Source organism: Pseudomonas sp. HTZ2, assembly GCF_033173945.1.
Taxonomy (GTDB): domain Bacteria; phylum Pseudomonadota; class Gammaproteobacteria; order Pseudomonadales; family Pseudomonadaceae; genus Aquipseudomonas; species Aquipseudomonas guariconensis.
In genome coordinates this window covers 1,938,778-1,953,481 of the sequence record NZ_CP137332.1, presented here as the reverse complement: position 1 = coordinate 1,953,481, position 14,704 = coordinate 1,938,778, and the positions used below count along the sequence as shown (strand labels likewise).

At 61.2% G+C, this 14,704-nt stretch carries 14 protein-coding genes; 10 read left to right on the top strand and 4 right to left on the bottom strand.

Features of this window, described 5'->3' with window-relative positions:
* The first annotated feature begins 69 nt into the window (after window positions 1-69).
* A complete protein-coding gene (locus R6G97_RS09110) occupies window positions 70-2,250 on the top strand; it encodes a hypothetical protein (RefSeq protein WP_043215121.1) in 2,181 nt (726 codons plus the stop codon).
* Between the two features lie 223 nt (window positions 2,251-2,473).
* Here the strand turns inward: R6G97_RS09110 and R6G97_RS09105 are convergent, their stop codons facing one another.
* Window positions 2,474-2,779, bottom strand: a complete 306-nt coding sequence (locus R6G97_RS09105; protein ID WP_043215123.1) for a DUF2288 domain-containing protein — start codon at window positions 2,777-2,779, stop codon at window positions 2,474-2,476.
* Window positions 2,780-3,136: 357 nt separating this feature from the next.
* Here R6G97_RS09105 and R6G97_RS09100 point away from each other — a divergent pair, with 357 nt between their 5' ends.
* The 8 genes from R6G97_RS09100 to nhaA all read left to right on the top strand — a co-directional run bounded on the left by R6G97_RS09100 (window position 3,137) and on the right by nhaA (window position 12,111).
* Window positions 3,137-4,255 carry a branched-chain amino acid ABC transporter substrate-binding protein gene (locus R6G97_RS09100; RefSeq protein ID WP_043215128.1) on the top strand — a complete coding sequence of 373 codons (1,119 nt, stop codon included), beginning with the start codon at window positions 3,137-3,139 and terminating at the stop codon, window positions 4,253-4,255.
* A gap of 222 nt (window positions 4,256-4,477) precedes the next feature.
* Window positions 4,478-5,401, top strand: coding sequence for a high-affinity branched-chain amino acid ABC transporter permease LivH (livH, locus tag R6G97_RS09095; RefSeq protein WP_043215131.1), 924 nt, complete (start codon window positions 4,478-4,480; stop codon window positions 5,399-5,401).
* A complete protein-coding gene (locus R6G97_RS09090; RefSeq protein WP_043215133.1) occupies window positions 5,398-6,654 on the top strand; it encodes a high-affinity branched-chain amino acid ABC transporter permease LivM in 1,257 nt (418 codons plus the stop codon). Before livH ends, R6G97_RS09090 begins: the two co-directional genes overlap by 4 nt.
* Entirely contained in the window at window positions 6,651-7,418 is a 768-nt protein-coding gene (gene livG, locus R6G97_RS09085) for a high-affinity branched-chain amino acid ABC transporter ATP-binding protein LivG (RefSeq protein ID WP_043215134.1), read from the top strand. Before R6G97_RS09090 ends, livG begins: the two co-directional genes overlap by 4 nt.
* Window positions 7,419-8,120, top strand: a complete 702-nt coding sequence (locus R6G97_RS09080) for an ABC transporter ATP-binding protein (RefSeq protein WP_043215137.1) — start codon at window positions 7,419-7,421, stop codon at window positions 8,118-8,120.
* 187 nt (window positions 8,121-8,307) lie between these two features.
* Complete coding sequence (locus tag R6G97_RS09075) at window positions 8,308-8,982, top strand: COG3650 family protein (RefSeq protein WP_102081845.1); 675 nt, start codon at window positions 8,308-8,310, stop codon at window positions 8,980-8,982.
* Between the two features lie 104 nt (window positions 8,983-9,086).
* Window positions 9,087-10,700, top strand: a complete 1,614-nt coding sequence (locus tag R6G97_RS09070; protein WP_043213115.1) for an NAD(P)/FAD-dependent oxidoreductase — start codon at window positions 9,087-9,089, stop codon at window positions 10,698-10,700.
* 220 nt (window positions 10,701-10,920) lie between these two features.
* A complete protein-coding gene (nhaA, locus tag R6G97_RS09065) occupies window positions 10,921-12,111 on the top strand; it encodes a Na+/H+ antiporter NhaA (RefSeq protein ID WP_043213114.1) in 1,191 nt (396 codons plus the stop codon).
* Between the two features lie 67 nt (window positions 12,112-12,178).
* Here the strand turns inward: nhaA and R6G97_RS09060 are convergent, their stop codons facing one another.
* Window positions 12,179-12,643, bottom strand: a complete 465-nt coding sequence (locus tag R6G97_RS09060) for a glycine zipper 2TM domain-containing protein (RefSeq protein ID WP_043213112.1) — start codon at window positions 12,641-12,643, stop codon at window positions 12,179-12,181.
* Window positions 12,644-12,789: 146 nt separating this feature from the next.
* Here R6G97_RS09060 and R6G97_RS09055 point away from each other — a divergent pair, with 146 nt between their 5' ends.
* Entirely contained in the window at window positions 12,790-13,023 is a 234-nt protein-coding gene (locus R6G97_RS09055; RefSeq protein WP_043213111.1) for a hypothetical protein, read from the top strand.
* Here R6G97_RS09055 and pdxH read toward each other — a convergent pair.
* Together pdxH and R6G97_RS09045 are read right to left on the bottom strand one after the other, a co-directional pair.
* The gene (pdxH, locus tag R6G97_RS09050) at window positions 13,020-13,667 is read right to left on the bottom strand and encodes a pyridoxamine 5'-phosphate oxidase (protein WP_043213110.1); all 648 of its coding nucleotides are present in this window, start codon (window positions 13,665-13,667) and stop codon (window positions 13,020-13,022) included. The genes R6G97_RS09055 and pdxH overlap by 4 nt on opposite strands.
* A gap of 19 nt (window positions 13,668-13,686) precedes the next feature.
* Window positions 13,687-14,664, bottom strand: a complete 978-nt coding sequence (locus R6G97_RS09045) for an OmpA family protein (RefSeq protein WP_090345071.1) — start codon at window positions 14,662-14,664, stop codon at window positions 13,687-13,689.
* Window positions 14,665-14,704: the final 40 nt, after the last annotated feature.

The following is a 14,704-nucleotide window of genomic DNA, read 5'->3' as shown; positions in this document are numbered from 1 at the left end:
AATCCCACCCGTGATGGCTAGATGACATAACTTGTCCGACGGCCCACCACCCAAGGCAAATGGCGCACTATGACCCTAACAACTACTTCTGCCAATGCGGTGCCCGAGTCGTCGATCCCCTCCCCCCTGCCCACGGGTGCCGCCCGGGACCTCGCGCCGTTGCGCAGTGTGCCCACGCAGCAATACCTGTACTACACCGAACCGGACATCCAACGCATCCTCGATAATCTCGATGGCCTGCGCGATCTGGTGTTTCCGCAGAACCTGCATGCCGAGGATGAGAACCAGCTGCGCCTGGAGCAGCAGTTCCCTTCGGTGTGCTTGATCGGCCTGGGCCGCTGTGGCTCGAACATCGCCCTTGACGTGGCCGAGCTGGTCTACAACGCCCGGACATTCTTCCTCAACGAGTTCAACAACGAGGATCGGCACAAAGGCGAAACTGGCTACAGCCCAGCGCGCTGGATCCGCCAGAACCTGCGTCTGGTACAGAACAAGGCCATGAAGCCGGTGTTTCTGGTGGAGCCGCTGGTGATGCTCGGTGACTTGGACAAGGACATTGCCGGGCGCATCCGCTTCTCCCGCCAAGGCGAGCGCGGTGGATTCTTGCGTGACTACAGCAAGATGAAAATCATGGATCTGTCCGAGGTCCACGCCGGCGGGGCCGGTAACGCGCCGATCCTAGGCCAGTACCTGGCCAAGATCATCCTCAACAAGGACACCCAGCGTTTCTCCAGCGCCGACTGGAAACTGATCCACTCGTACCTGATCGACTCCTGCGGCATCAAAGCCAACCAGTCGCGCCTGTATTTCTACATCTTCAGCGCCGGCGGCGGTACCGGCTCGGGCATGGCCTCGGAATTCGGCCTGGCCCAGCAGTACTCGTACATGAACAAGACCTTCGATACCAAGCCAGCCGACGAGAACGACGGCAAGAGCGGTCACTCGTTCGTCTTCGAACCGATCTTCACCAGCGGCATCTGCGTGCTGCCGAATATCTCCGACCACCGCAGCGAGATGTCCGAGGCATTGCACATCAATGCCGGGCGCCTGTTGTGCAAGTACCTGTCGGAAGAATGGGACTTCTCGTACAACTTCGATAACGAAGACAGCAGCGAAGCCAGCGTCATGGGGCGCATCCGCCCCTGGAATGCCATGATGCTCATCTCCAACGACATCATGCGCTACGCCGAGGAAAGCGACGACGGCACGATCCAGAACATCGACGTCAACGCCATGGAGAAGCACGCCAACCAGTACATCTCCCAGCAGATCTTCAACATCCTTACGGCCCAGGCCGTGACCACCGACTACGACCAGAACTACTTCCGTCGCGCCGGCATCGACATTGGCGAAACCATTCGCCTGGACGCCAACGACCTGTTCATGAGCCTGGCAGGCCCGGTCGCCATCGCCTATGCCGAGTCGGTGGTGCCGGAGCGCCCTGCGCCGGCTTCGGACAAGTTCAAGGTGTTCGAGAAAGAAAGCCCGCGGCTGGACATCGACGATCTGTTCTTCCGCTCCATCGACCTGCCGCACTTCAACAAGCAGACCCAAGCCATCGAAGGGATCAGCCTGCTGCCGATCGAATCGCGTCGCTACCGCGCGGCGCTCGAGCAATACCAAGCCTCCGGCTATGACGCCGCGGCCCTGCATGACCTGCACTTCTTCAAGAACTGCTCCTCGGTGGTGTCGATCGTGTCGCTGCCCAAGGACTACAAGCTGTCGTACATGGACCTGAACCGGCTCAAGACCCACCTCAACAGCCTGTTCCCCAATACCACGCTCAAGCGCTACGCGCTGGTCATCGGCGCCTCGGCGAATCTGTCGCTGACCACCCTGATCGCCAAGAGTCCGTGCCTGTCGGACGACTTCCTGACACTGATCGTGGCCTTCATCAAGCGCTGCTTCGCGCGTACCCCGTACCGCTTCGACGACACGCTGGACAACGCCATCCTCGAATTCATCACCAGCGAGCACTTCGCCGAAGAACGCATCGACGACCTGCTCAACGAGTTCGAAAACCCGGCCAAGATCCTCGACACCAACTGGTACGCGATCAAACCGATGTACGAGAAGAAGTACCGCGAGTTGATCAACGACAAGAGCCGCTTCGTCTCGATCAACGACATCCGCCTGTCACGCGAGTGCGTGAAGAAAGCAGTGAAATACCTGCGCGAGATCTTCCGCCACCGGATTGGCAAGACTCGGGTCATCTCTTTGAACAACCATACCGGGCGGGTAGATTACTAACGGACCGCTTGGGGCCGCGTCGCGGCCCATCGCAGGCTTGGCCAGCTCCAGGGATTCAACTGGCGCTGGCCAAGGCTGAAGCGGGATGTGCATTACGCATGCCGTAAACTGTTACCGCCACGCCGAACCACGGCGCCGTTGTTACTTGTTTCCACCTTACGTGAGCGTCAATGCGCACCCTTGTGGCGCGCTGTGCGTTTTCGCGCACTAAAAACGCCCGTGCTTATTCCGGTTTCTTTACCTGGATCACGATAAACGGCGAAACGACCACCGCCCAGATCTCTGGATCGCGGCTTTGCAGGTCCAGCGCCTGCTCTGCGGTGACGGGCGCCACAGTGCCATCATTGCGCCACTTGGCAAAGATCTCGCTGCGATTCTCGGCCATCGCCTCGGCAACAGCGATCAGGTCCAGGCTGGGGTCGACCCAAATCAGGTCACCTTTGGCCCAGAAACGCTCCAATGCTTTCCACTCGATGATTGCCGTCTCGCCGAGCAATTTGGCATAGAGGGTGCTTGCTTGATCAGTCATGGGTTCCTACCGGCAGAAATGTGGCATTTGAAAAGGCCGGCATTTTTGCAGAAAAACCCGGTTTCAAATACGTAAATTGGTCGATCAGTCCCGAAGTTGTGGGGTGGGGCCAAGGATGCAGGCAAAGTAATGGCGCTTTTCTGTATCTTTGTTTCGATCAGGCGACACCCGGAGAAAGTCGCGCTTTTCGCCCGCTTTTCAAGCGCTCGAAGGGCGCTCTACACTGTACCGGTACAGTTCCGGGACATGTTCCGGGGGAAGGTAGGCTTGCGACATGGCGTGGCCATGCCGGAGCCGCCCGATCTGTAGCCCTGGCCGCCAGGACTATAAGAATTACAACAGAATGAGTGGAGCACTATGATCAAGATTTCCAAGCTGTTCGCCGCAATGGTTCTGGCCGGGGTTGCCAGCCATTCGTTTGCCGCCGACACCATCAAGATTGGTATCGCCGGCCCTAAGACCGGTCCGGTCACCCAGTATGGCGACATGCAGTTCATCGGCGCGAAAAAAGCCATCGAGGACATCAACGCCAAAGGCGGTATCGACGGCAAGATGCTCGAGGCCAAGGAATACGACGACGCGTGCGACCCTAAACAGGCCGTTGCGGTCGCCAACAAAGTGGTCAACGATGGCGTCAAGTTCGTGGTCGGCCACCTGTGCTCCAGCTCCACTCAGCCTGCGTCGGATATCTACGAAGACGAAGGCGTGATCATGATCACCCCGGCTGCCACCAGCCCGGAAATCACCGCCCGTGGCTACAAGCTGATCTTCCGCACCATCGGCCTGGACAGCGCCCAGGGCCCTGCCGCCGGCAACTACATTGCCGACCACGTCAAACCAAAGGTCGTCGCGGTCCTGCACGACAAGCAGCAGTACGGCGAAGGCATCGCCACCGCGGTCAAGCAGACCCTGGAAGGCAAGAACGTCAAGGTCGCTGTCTTCGAAGGCCTGAACGCTGGTGACAAGGACTTCTCCTCGATCATCCAGAAGCTCAAGCAGAACAACGTCGACTTCGTCTACTACGGTGGCTATCACCCAGAACTGGGCCTGATCCTGCGCCAAGCCCAGGAAAAAGGCCTGAAAGCCAAGTTCATGGGTCCAGAAGGCGTCGGCAACGATTCCATCTCGCAGATTGCCCAGAATGCCTCCGAAGGCCTGCTGGTCACCCTGCCCAAGTCCTTCGACGCCGACCCTGCGAACAAGGCCATCGTCGACGGCATCAAGGCCAAGAACCAGGATCCGAGCGGCCCGTTCGTGTTCCCGGCTTACTCCGCCGTCCAGGTGATCGCTGACGGCATCAAGGCCGCCGGCACCAGCGACGACGCCGAGAAAGTCGCGGCCGAAATCCACAAAGGCACCTTCAAGACCCCAACCGGCGACCTGTCGTTCGACGACAAGGGCGACCTGAAGGACTTCAAGTTCGTGGTTTACGAATGGCACTTCGGCAAGCCGAAGACCGAAGTCTCCCCCCAGTAACAGCGTGACTAGCTAACCGAAAGCCCACTGTGTGAGCAGTGGGCTTTGTTTTACGAGGTTCATGGGCCCGATTCCCGCGATCCGGGAGGGGGTTTCACCTGAAAATCTTAAAACCGTCACCCGCGGTTCCCTGGCCGTGCCTGTCATCGTTGCCAAGCCCACGATGCGGGACGGGTTCACCACCCGCCAGCGAATGCAAATCAGGTTTTTAGGAGCGCTGTAATGCCTGAGATCTACCATTTCTTCCAACAACTGGTTAATGGATTGACCATCGGCAGCACCTATGCCTTGATCGCCATCGGCTACACGATGGTGTACGGCATCATTGGCATGATCAACTTCGCCCACGGCGAGGTGTACATGATCGGTTCCTACGTGGCCTTCATCGCCCTTGCGGGCCTGGCCATGATGGGTATCCATTCGCTGCCGATCCTGATGACCGTCGCTTTCGTCGCGACGATCTTCGTCACCAGTGCCTATGGCTATAGCATCGAACGGGTCGCCTACCGGCCGCTGCGCAACAGCAACCGCCTGATCCCGCTGATCTCTGCCATCGGTATGTCGATCTTCCTGCAAAACACTGTCCTGCTTTCCCAGGACTCCAAGGACAAATCCATCCCCAACCTGATTCCGGGCGCTTTCTCGTTCGGGCCGGGCGGTGCGGAGGAAGTCCTGGTGTCCTACATGCAGATCCTGGTGTTCGTGGTCACATTGGTGGCCATGACCTGCCTGACCCTGTTCATCTCCCGTTCCCGTCTGGGGCGCGCCTGCCGTGCCTGCGCCGAGGACATCAAGATGGCCAACCTGCTGGGCATCAACACCAACAACATCATCGCCCTGACCTTCGTCATCGGCGCCGCGCTGGCGGCGGTGGCGGCCGTGCTGCTGAGCATGCAGTACGGAGTTATCAACCCCAACGCCGGCTTCTTGGTGGGCCTCAAAGCCTTCACCGCGGCGGTACTGGGCGGCATCGGCAGCATCCCGGGCGCCATGCTCGGCGGGCTAGTGCTGGGCGTGGCCGAAGCGTTTGGTGCCGATATCTTCGGCGACCAGTACAAGGACGTCGTGGCGTTCGGCTTGTTGGTTCTTGTCCTGCTGTTCCGGCCGACCGGCATCCTGGGCCGTCCGGAGGTTGAAAAAGTATGAACAGAAATCTCAAACAGGCGTTCTTCAGCGCCTTGCTGGTATGGGCGGTGGCCTTCCCGGTACTGGGCCTGAAACTGAGCATCGACGGCATCAGCCTGGCCGTGCACAGCCAGGGCTCGTTCACCATCAGCATCATCGCCGTGTGCTCGGTACTGATGTTCCTGCGCGTGTTGTTCGACAAGCAATGGAACTCGGTGATGGGCCGCCGCTCGGATCGCAAACTGATCCCTCCGGCCGTCAGCAACTACCTGACCCTGCCCAAAACCCAGCGCTATGTGATCATGGGTTTGATCGTCGCGGCGCTCGTATGGCCGTTCTTCGGCTCGCGCGGCGCGGTCGACATCGCCACACTGATCCTGATCTACGTGTTGCTGGGCCTTGGCCTGAACATCGTGGTCGGCTTGGCTGGACTGCTCGACCTGGGTTATGTCGGCTTCTACGCCGTCGGCGCCTACAGCTACGCCATGCTCTCGCACTATCTGGGCTGGAGCTTCTGGGTATGCTTGCCGATCGCCGGCTTGATGGCCGCCACGTTCGGCTTCCTGCTCGGTTTCCCGGTGCTGCGCCTACGCGGTGACTACCTGGCGATCGTGACCCTCGGCTTCGGCGAGATCATCCGCCTGTTCCTGCGTAACCTCACCGACTGGACCGGCGGCCCCAACGGCATCAGCAACATCCCCAAGCCGGAGTTCTTCGGCCTGACCTTCGAACGCCGCGCCGCCGAGGGAATGCAGACCTTCCATGAGTTCTTCGGCCTGCCGTACAACTCGATCAACAAGGTCATCTTCCTCTACCTGGTGGCCCTGCTGCTGGCGTTGCTGGCGCTGTTCGTCATCAACCGCCTGCTGCGCATGCCGATCGGCCGCGCCTGGGAAGCGTTGCGCGAGGACGAGATCGCCTGCCGTGCACTGGGCCTGAACCCGACCGTGATCAAGCTGTCGGCCTTCACCCTCGGCGCGTGCTTCGCAGGTTTCGCCGGAAGCTTCTTCGCCGCCCGTCAGGGTCTGGTGACACCGGAGTCGTTCACCTTCATCGAGTCGGCGATCATCCTCGCCATCGTCGTGCTGGGCGGCATGGGTTCGCAGCTGGGCGTGATCCTCGCGGCCATCGTGATGATCCTGCTGCCGGAGCTGATGCGTGAGTTCAGCGAGTACCGGATGTTGATGTTCGGTGCCCTGATGGTGTTGATGATGATCTGGCGTCCGCAAGGCCTTCTGCCTATGCAACGTCCCCATATGGAGCTGCGTCGATGAGCCGCGAAATTCTGCAAGTCAGCGGCCTGAGCATGCGCTTCGGCGGCTTGTTGGCGGTCAACGGCGTGGGCCTGACCGTCAAGGAGAAACAAGTGGTGGCGCTGATCGGCCCGAACGGCGCCGGCAAGACCACCGTCTTCAACTGCCTGACCGGCTTCTACAAGCCCAGCGGTGGCACCATCCTGCTCGACGGCCAGCCGATCCAGGGCCTGGCCGGCCATGAGATCGCTCGCAAAGGCGTGGTACGGACCTTCCAGAACGTGCGTCTGTTCAAGGAAATGACAGCCCTGGAAAACCTGCTGATCGCCCAGCACCGCCACCTGAACACCAACTTCTTCGCAGGCCTGTTCAAGACCCCGAGCTTCCGCCGCAGCGAGAAGGAGGCCATGGAGCGCGCACAGTACTGGCTGGAGAAGGTCAACCTGACCGAGTTCGCCAACCGTACCGCCGGCACCCTGGCCTACGGCCAGCAACGCCGCCTGGAGATCGCCCGCTGCATGATGACCCAGCCACGGATCATCATGCTCGACGAACCAGCCGCCGGCCTGAACCCCAAGGAGACCGAGGACCTCAAGGCCCTGATCGCCTACCTGCGCGAATCCCATAACGTGACCGTGCTGCTGATCGAGCACGACATGAAACTGGTGATGAGCATTTCCGACCACATCGTGGTGATCAACCAGGGCACGCCCCTGGCCGATGGCACGCCGGAAGAAATTCGCGGCAACCCTGATGTGATCAAGGCCTACCTGGGGGAGGCGTAAATGCTGAAGTTCGAGAACGTTTCCACCTTCTACGGCAAGATCCAGGCGCTGCACAGCGTCAACGTGGAGATCAACCAGGGCGAGATCGTCACCTTGATCGGCGCCAACGGCGCCGGCAAATCCACCCTGCTGATGACCCTCTGCGGCTCGCCCCAGGCCCACAGCGGCAGCATCAAGTACCTGGGTGAGGAACTGGTCGGCCAGCCCTCCTCGCACATCATGCGCAAGAGCATCGCGGTGGTCCCGGAAGGCCGCCGTGTGTTCGCCCGCCTGACCGTGGAGGAGAACCTGGCAATGGGCGGTTTCTTCACCAACAAGGGCGATTACCAGGAGCAGTTGGACAAGGTTCTGCAGCTGTTCCCGCGCCTGAAGGAACGCTACGTACAGCGAGGCGGCACCATGTCCGGTGGCGAGCAGCAAATGCTGGCCATCGGCCGGGCGCTGATGAGCAAGCCCAAGCTGCTGCTGCTCGATGAGCCTTCGCTGGGCCTGGCGCCGATCATCATCCAGCAGATCTTCGACATCATCGAACAACTGCGCCGTGACGGCGTGACGGTGTTCCTGGTCGAGCAGAACGCCAACCAGGCGTTGAAGATCGCCGACCGCGCCTATGTGCTGGAGAACGGCAAGGTAGTGATGCAGGGTACCGGTGAAGCGCTGCTGGTCGACCCGAAGGTGCGCGACGCCTATCTGGGCGGCTGATCGACCTACGATTGAAAAAGGGCCTTCGGGCCCTTTTTTCATGCCTGAAAGGCAGGCGCCTCATCCACCGGGCATGCCCTCCCGTTTTACCCACGAACGAGCCGGCACAATCAACCCCACGCTTGTGATAGACGTCCAGCCTGAGTAACGTGGCCAGCTCTTTTGCAACGTTTTCGGAGCCCGCCCCATGCGTCTGACCCCTCCCCTGCTGCTCGTCACCCTGCTGCCGCTGTTCGCCGGCTGTCAGCTCATGGCGGACAAGCCGGTCGATCCGAATATCGGCACCACCCGCATGCAGGGCGAGCTGAGCGCCGGGGGCGGCCAGTTGCTGTTCAAACCCTGCAATGAAGCCCGCCGTTTCGTGGTCAGCGATGCTGCCGGCACCGGCATTCTGCAGGAGGCTGCCAATCTGGCCGACGACGCAGGCGACAAGCTGTTCGCCGATGTGCGCGGCAGCCTGACCGGCACCAAGCAGGCCAACAACGACGGCCGCCTGGAAGTGCAACGCCTGTATCGCCTCGAACCTTCCACACAGGCCTGCGAAGACCCCAACTTCAAGCAACTGACCCTGCGCGCCGACGGCCACGAGCCGGACTGGGCGATCAAGGCCAGCGGCAAGGGCATGGTGCTGGAGCGTGTCGGCAAGGACCCACTGCCTCTACCTTACCTGGAAGAGCAGATGCCTGGCGGTGGCTTGAGCCTGTCCAGCGAAGCCAATGGCCAACGCATCGAGCTGTGGGTCGCCCCGCAACGCTGCATCGATGGCGCCACCGGAGCTGTTCGCCATCTGCGCGCCGAGCTGCGTATCGATGGCCAGACACTGCAAGGCTGCGGCTACTACGGCGGTGCCCGCGACAACTGATCACCGGGGCGCTTTTATCCTCCAGTCAGGAAGGCTAACAGCTTATACTTGGCGGTTTGTGTAAAGCCGCCGGCCGCCCCATGGCCGGGATACTGGACCCTGCCATGCTACGAATCACCGAACTGAAGCTGCCCCTGGACCACTCCGATGAAGCCCTGCGTGACGCGATCGTCGAGCGCCTGGGCATCACCGATGAACAACTGCTCAGCTTCACCCTGTTCAAGCGCAGCTACGATGCCCGCAAGAAGAACAGCGAAATGCTGTTCATCTACACCATCGACCTGGAAGCGAGCAACGAAGCGCAACTGCTGCGCAAGTTCGCTGACGATCGCAACATCGGCGTTGCCCCCGATGTCAGCTACAAGTTCGTCGGTCATGCACCTACCGACCTGCAGGAACGGCCGATCGTGGTCGGCTTCGGCCCTTGCGGCATCTTCGCAGGCCTTTTGCTGGCGCAGATGGGCTTTCGCCCGATCATCCTGGAGCGTGGCAAGGAAGTACGCCAGCGCACCAAGGATACCTGGGGCCTGTGGCGCAAGAGCGTGCTCAACCCCGAGTCCAACGTCCAGTTCGGTGAAGGCGGCGCCGGCACCTTCTCCGACGGCAAGCTGTACAGCCAGATCAAGGATCCGAACCACCATGGCCGCAAGGTCCTGGAAGAATTCGTCAAGGCCGGTGCGCCAGAAGAAATCCTCTACATCAACAAACCGCACATCGGCACCTTCCGACTGACCGGCATGGTCGAGCAGATGCGTCAGGACATGATTGCCCTGGGCGCGGAAGTCCGCTTCGAGCAAAAGGTCACCGACCTGCTGATCGATGACGGTCAACTGACCGGCGTGGTCTTGGAGAGCGGCGAACAGCTGCACTCGCGCCATGTGGTCCTGGCCTTGGGCCACAGTGCTCGCGATACCTTCCGCATGCTCCATGCCAAAGGCATCTACATGGAAGCCAAGCCGTTCTCGGTCGGCTTCCGCATCGAACACCCGCAGTCACTGATCGACAAGGCGCGCCTGGGTAAATATGCCGGGCACCCGAAGCTGGGCGCTGCCGACTACAAGCTGGTGCACCATGCCAAGAACGGCCGCTCGGTCTACAGCTTCTGCATGTGCCCGGGCGGCACCGTGGTCGCCGCCACCAGCGAGCCGGGCCGAGTGGTCACCAACGGCATGAGCCAGTACTCGCGTAACGAGCGCAACGCCAACTCCGGCATCGTTGTCGGCATCGATCCGGAGCGCGATTACCCGGGCGGCCCGCTGGCGGGTATCGAACTGCAGGAACGCCTGGAGTCCCATGCCTACGTGATGGGCGGCAGCAATTATCAGGCGCCTGCGCAGTTGGTAGGCGATTTCGTCGCCGGCCGTCCCTCTACTGAACTGGGCAGCGTTGAACCTTCCTACAAGCCAGGTGTGACCCTGGGCGACCTGGCGCCGAGCCTGCCGGACTTCGCCATCGAGGCCATCCGCGAAGCGCTGCCGGCGTTCGATCGCCAGATCAAGGGCTACAACCTGCACGACGCCGTGCTGACCGGCATCGAGACACGCACGTCCTCGCCGGTGCGTATCACGCGAGGTGCGGACTACCAAAGCCTCAACCTGAAGGGGTTGTTCCCGGCAGGTGAAGGCGCAGGCTATGCCGGCGGCATCCTTTCCGCAGGCGTCGATGGCATTCGTATCGCCGAAGCCGTGGCACGGGACATGCTCGGTCTCGATGCCTGACTCAAATGGAAACGAGGGCTGCAGCACAGCCCTCAACTGAGTTCAAAGATCAGAAAGAACCCTCACACCGCCAGACTTTTTCCATCACCGTGTCCGGCAAAAGCCCTTTAGGCTTCGCAGATCGAGCCGTAAAAACCTATAACAAAAGCGCAGGGCGTTTTTGTTCCAATACCCCACGCCCCCACGCTAGGGTGTACGTCTTTTTCATCCGAGCCCGTTCATGGAGACCCGTCAGGCCGTGCGTACCCTCATTACCCGTTTTCTCCAGCTGGAGGCCGCCGGTGGCCTGCTACTGATCGCCGCGGCGGTCCTTGCCCTGATCATCAACAATTCTCCCCTTTCGTATCTGTATGGCGGCCTGCTCGACGTGCCGGTCGCCGTGCAGGTCGGCGCCCTGCAGATCGCCAAGCCTCTGCTGCTATGGATCAACGATGGCCTGATGGCGCTGTTCTTCCTGCTGATCGGTCTGGAGGTCAAGCGCGAAGTCATCGAGGGACAGTTGTCCAAACCTTCCCAGGTGATCCTCCCGGCCACCGCAGCCATTGGCGGCATGGTGGTGCCCGCGCTGATCTATTGGCTGATCAATCGGGACAACCCGGCTGCCATCGCCGGCTGGGCCATTCCCACCGCCACCGATATCGCGTTCGCCCTGGGCGTGCTGGCGCTGCTCGGCAAGCGGGTACCGGTGTCGCTGAAACTGTTCCTGATGACCCTGGCGATCATCGACGACCTGGGCGCCATCGTCATCATCGCCCTGTTCTACTCCGGTACCCTGTCGAACGTTTCGCTGATGCTGGCGGGTGCTTGCCTGCTGACCCTGCTGGCGATGAACCGGCTGGGCGTGATCAAGCTGACACCCTACCTGCTGGTGGGCCTGATCCTCTGGGTCTGCGTGCTCAAGAGCGGCGTCCACGCGACCCTGGCCGGTGTGGCCCTGGCCCTGTGCATTCCACTGCGCACTCGCCACGCCGCCTCCTCGCCACTGCTGCGACTGGAGCACGCCCTGCATCCCTGGGTCGCCTATGCCATCCTGCCTCTGTTCGCCTTTGCCAATGCCGGTGTCTCTCTCGCGGGCATGAACCTGGACAGCTTCACACATCCGGTTCCCATGGGTATCGCCGTCGGCCTGTTGTTGGGCAAGACGGTCGGCGTGTTCGGCCTGACTTGGCTTGCGGTCAAGCTGCGCCTGGCTGCGCTGCCTGCAGGCGCAAACTGGGGGCAGGTGCTGGGTGTTGCGACCCTGTGTGGCATCGGCTTCACCATGAGCTTGTTCGTCGGCTCCCTGGCCTTCGTACCTGGGGACAGCGAGTTCGCCGGCATGGACCGCATGGGCATCCTGACCGGCTCCCTGTTCGCGGCCCTGATCGGTTACGCAATGACTGCGATGGCCAGTCGCAAGCCCATCAACTGAACACTACGGCACTAAAAAACCCCGACCGGCGTAAACCGAGTCGGGGTTTTTCATTGCCACAGAACGATCAGTGCGTCACACGGCTAGTGCCATCGACGGTCATGATGCGCACGCGCTCACCCACACGGAAGATTTCGTTCTGCTGCACTTGCTGCACATAGGCACGCATGCTGCCATCGTCTTCACGAACGGTGATTTCCACACCCTGGGTGCGGGTCAGGCCTTCTTCGGCGGCGGAGCCTGCCAGGCCACCGGCCACGGCACCGATCACGGCGGCGACGATGCTGCCGCGACCGCCACCAATGGCGCTACCCGCCACGCCGCCGACCACGGCACCTGCACCACCACCGATCGGGGTCTTGGTGCCTTCGATTTTCACCGGACGCAGGGACTCGATGGTGCCCATACGCACGGTCTGTACGCGACGGGCCTCATCTCGGGAATAGCTGTCGCCGGTCAGACTGGAAGCACAACCGCCGAGCAGCAGCGACATGGTGGTGAAACTCGCCACCAGCAAAACGGATTTACGCATGGGAAACTCTCCATAAGTCAGGTGTCCATTAGACCCCGCGCGTTGATGACTGTCACGACACAGACGTTACAAATTTGCTTTTATTCAGCTGCAGTACAGCCTGCACACCCCATTGCGGGCTCGACTATCGAAAACCAAGGATAGCCATGGATTACTTCATCGTCGTTGTGGTGACTGTTACAGGCCTGTACTTCCATTGGTGGCTGTATGTGCGCATGCGCCGCTGGATGGACCGCGACCTGGCCTTGTCACTGGCGGGCGAGGACCCGGTCAAACGGGCCTACATGCTTGATTGCCTGGAGCAGGCGCGGGGACAGAAGATCAAGCGGAAGGAATTGGCAGCCTGGCTTGAACGCCAGGCCGCCGCTTACACAGGTTAAGGCGCCAGGCGCTCACGCAGCCACTGCCCCTCTACCCATCGATAGTTCAAACGATCATGCAGCCGGCTGGCGCGCCCCTGCCAGAACTCGATACGCTCAGGCAGCAGGCGGTACCCCCCCCAATGCTCGGGACAGTGGGGCTGAGTATCGGAGAATCGCGCCTCGGTAGCCTTGACCAGGCCTTCGAGTTCCTCACGACCGGCAATCACTCGGCTCTGCGGCGAAGCCCAGGCCCCCAGGCGACTCCCCAGCGGACGCACCTGGTAATAGTCGTCAGACTCCTTGGCCGTAACCTTTTCCACCCGCCCCTCGATACGCACCTGGCGTTCCAGCGCCGGCCAGAAAAACGTCATGGCAGCGTATGGATTGGCCAGCAGTTGCTGGCCTTTGGCACTGTCGTAGTTGGTGAAAAAGGTGAAACCACGCTCGTCGAGCCCCTTTAGCAACAGCACCCGGCAATGGGGACGCCCTTGCTCATCGACAGTGGCCAGGGTCATGGCGTTCGCCTCAACCGGTGCCTGCTCGGTTTTCACGGCTTCGCCGAACCACTGGTGGAACAAGGCGAACGGCTCACCCGGTGCCTGGGCTTCGGCCAGGCCATCACGGGTGTAGTCGCGCCGCATATCGGCCAGAGATTGGGTCATGACTGCGTTTCCTTGACGATCAATTGGTCTTCGCAGAGGCTACTTTCTTTTCAGTCGTGGCCTTCTTTGCAACCGGCTTGGCCGGTGCGGCTTTCTTTTTCGCAGTGGCTTTGGCAGGAGCCTTGGCCTTGACGGCTGGCTTTTTGGCGGCCGGCTTGGCGGCTGCCTTCGCCGCAGGCTTGCCGGCGGCTGCCTTGGCTGCGGGAGCCGGAGCGTCCTGGGTGGCAACCATCGACGCAGGCGCAGGTGCAGGCGCTGCCTGTTGGTACTTGGCCAGCAGCGCAACCATGGTGTTCTGCGGGGTCAGCAGCATTTCAACGCGGCGGTTCAGAGCGCGGCCTTCGGCGCTGTCGTTAGCAGCACGTGGCATTACCGAGCCCATGCCCTTGAGGGTCAAGCGGTCACGCTGCAGGCCGCTGAGGCGGAAAATCGCCGATACCGAAGCTGCGCGCTCCAGGCTGAGCTTCTGATTGGCTGCGGCGGCGCCGCTGGTGTCGGCGTGACCGAGAATCAGCACGGCGGTCTTGGGGTCGGTTTCGACGGTCTTGGCCACGCGAGTGATCGGGCCCAGGGTCATCGGTAGCAGCATGTTAGGGCGATCCGGGTTGTAGGAGCCGTCCACGGGGATGGTCACCGCGAGCACGTTGTCACGGCGTTCCAACTCGAACTTGCTGTCTTTGATGGCTTCACGCAGCTTTGGCTCGTATTCATCGAGCCAGGCCTGGGTGGCCTTCTGGTCGATCTTGGGTGCAACCGGGCCCTTGGCCTGCTTGTCGTCCCCGCCAAACGGCCACCACCAGCGGCTGCCGCTCTCGGACTTGGCATCGGCCTTGGCCACCTTTTCAGTCACGGCTTCCTTCACTTCCTGCTCGGCCACTTTGTCCGAGCCGAACGGCCACCAGCTGTGGCCTGCGTCGCTCGACGCATTTTGCGAATGCTGGGCACAGCCGGTAACGGCCAGGCACAGAGCGAGTGCTAAGGTTTTATGTGAAGACATCAGCGATACACCATGAAATAGAAAGAAATTTTGCCAACAC

Coding starts and splice junctions, on each gene's coding strand:
- R6G97_RS09110 (WP_043215121.1), top strand. CDS start 70: ATGACCCTAACAACTACTTCTGCCAATGCGGTGCCCGAGTCGTCGATC.
- R6G97_RS09045 (WP_090345071.1), bottom strand. CDS start 14,664: ATGTCTTCACATAAAACCTTAGCACTCGCTCTGTGCCTGGCCGTTACC.
- R6G97_RS09100 (WP_043215128.1), top strand. CDS start 3,137: ATGATCAAGATTTCCAAGCTGTTCGCCGCAATGGTTCTGGCCGGGGTT.
- R6G97_RS09080 (WP_043215137.1), top strand. CDS start 7,419: ATGCTGAAGTTCGAGAACGTTTCCACCTTCTACGGCAAGATCCAGGCG.
- livG (WP_043215134.1), top strand. CDS start 6,651: ATGAGCCGCGAAATTCTGCAAGTCAGCGGCCTGAGCATGCGCTTCGGC.
- R6G97_RS09090 (WP_043215133.1), top strand. CDS start 5,398: ATGAACAGAAATCTCAAACAGGCGTTCTTCAGCGCCTTGCTGGTATGG.
- pdxH (WP_043213110.1), bottom strand. CDS start 13,667: ATGACCCAATCTCTGGCCGATATGCGGCGCGACTACACCCGTGATGGC.
- R6G97_RS09055 (WP_043213111.1), top strand. CDS start 12,790: ATGGATTACTTCATCGTCGTTGTGGTGACTGTTACAGGCCTGTACTTC.
- R6G97_RS09060 (WP_043213112.1), bottom strand. CDS start 12,643: ATGCGTAAATCCGTTTTGCTGGTGGCGAGTTTCACCACCATGTCGCTG.
- nhaA (WP_043213114.1), top strand. CDS start 10,921: ATGGAGACCCGTCAGGCCGTGCGTACCCTCATTACCCGTTTTCTCCAG.
- R6G97_RS09070 (WP_043213115.1), top strand. CDS start 9,087: ATGCTACGAATCACCGAACTGAAGCTGCCCCTGGACCACTCCGATGAA.
- R6G97_RS09105 (WP_043215123.1), bottom strand. CDS start 2,779: ATGACTGATCAAGCAAGCACCCTCTATGCCAAATTGCTCGGCGAGACG.
- R6G97_RS09075 (WP_102081845.1), top strand. CDS start 8,308: ATGCGTCTGACCCCTCCCCTGCTGCTCGTCACCCTGCTGCCGCTGTTC.
- livH (WP_043215131.1), top strand. CDS start 4,478: ATGCCTGAGATCTACCATTTCTTCCAACAACTGGTTAATGGATTGACC.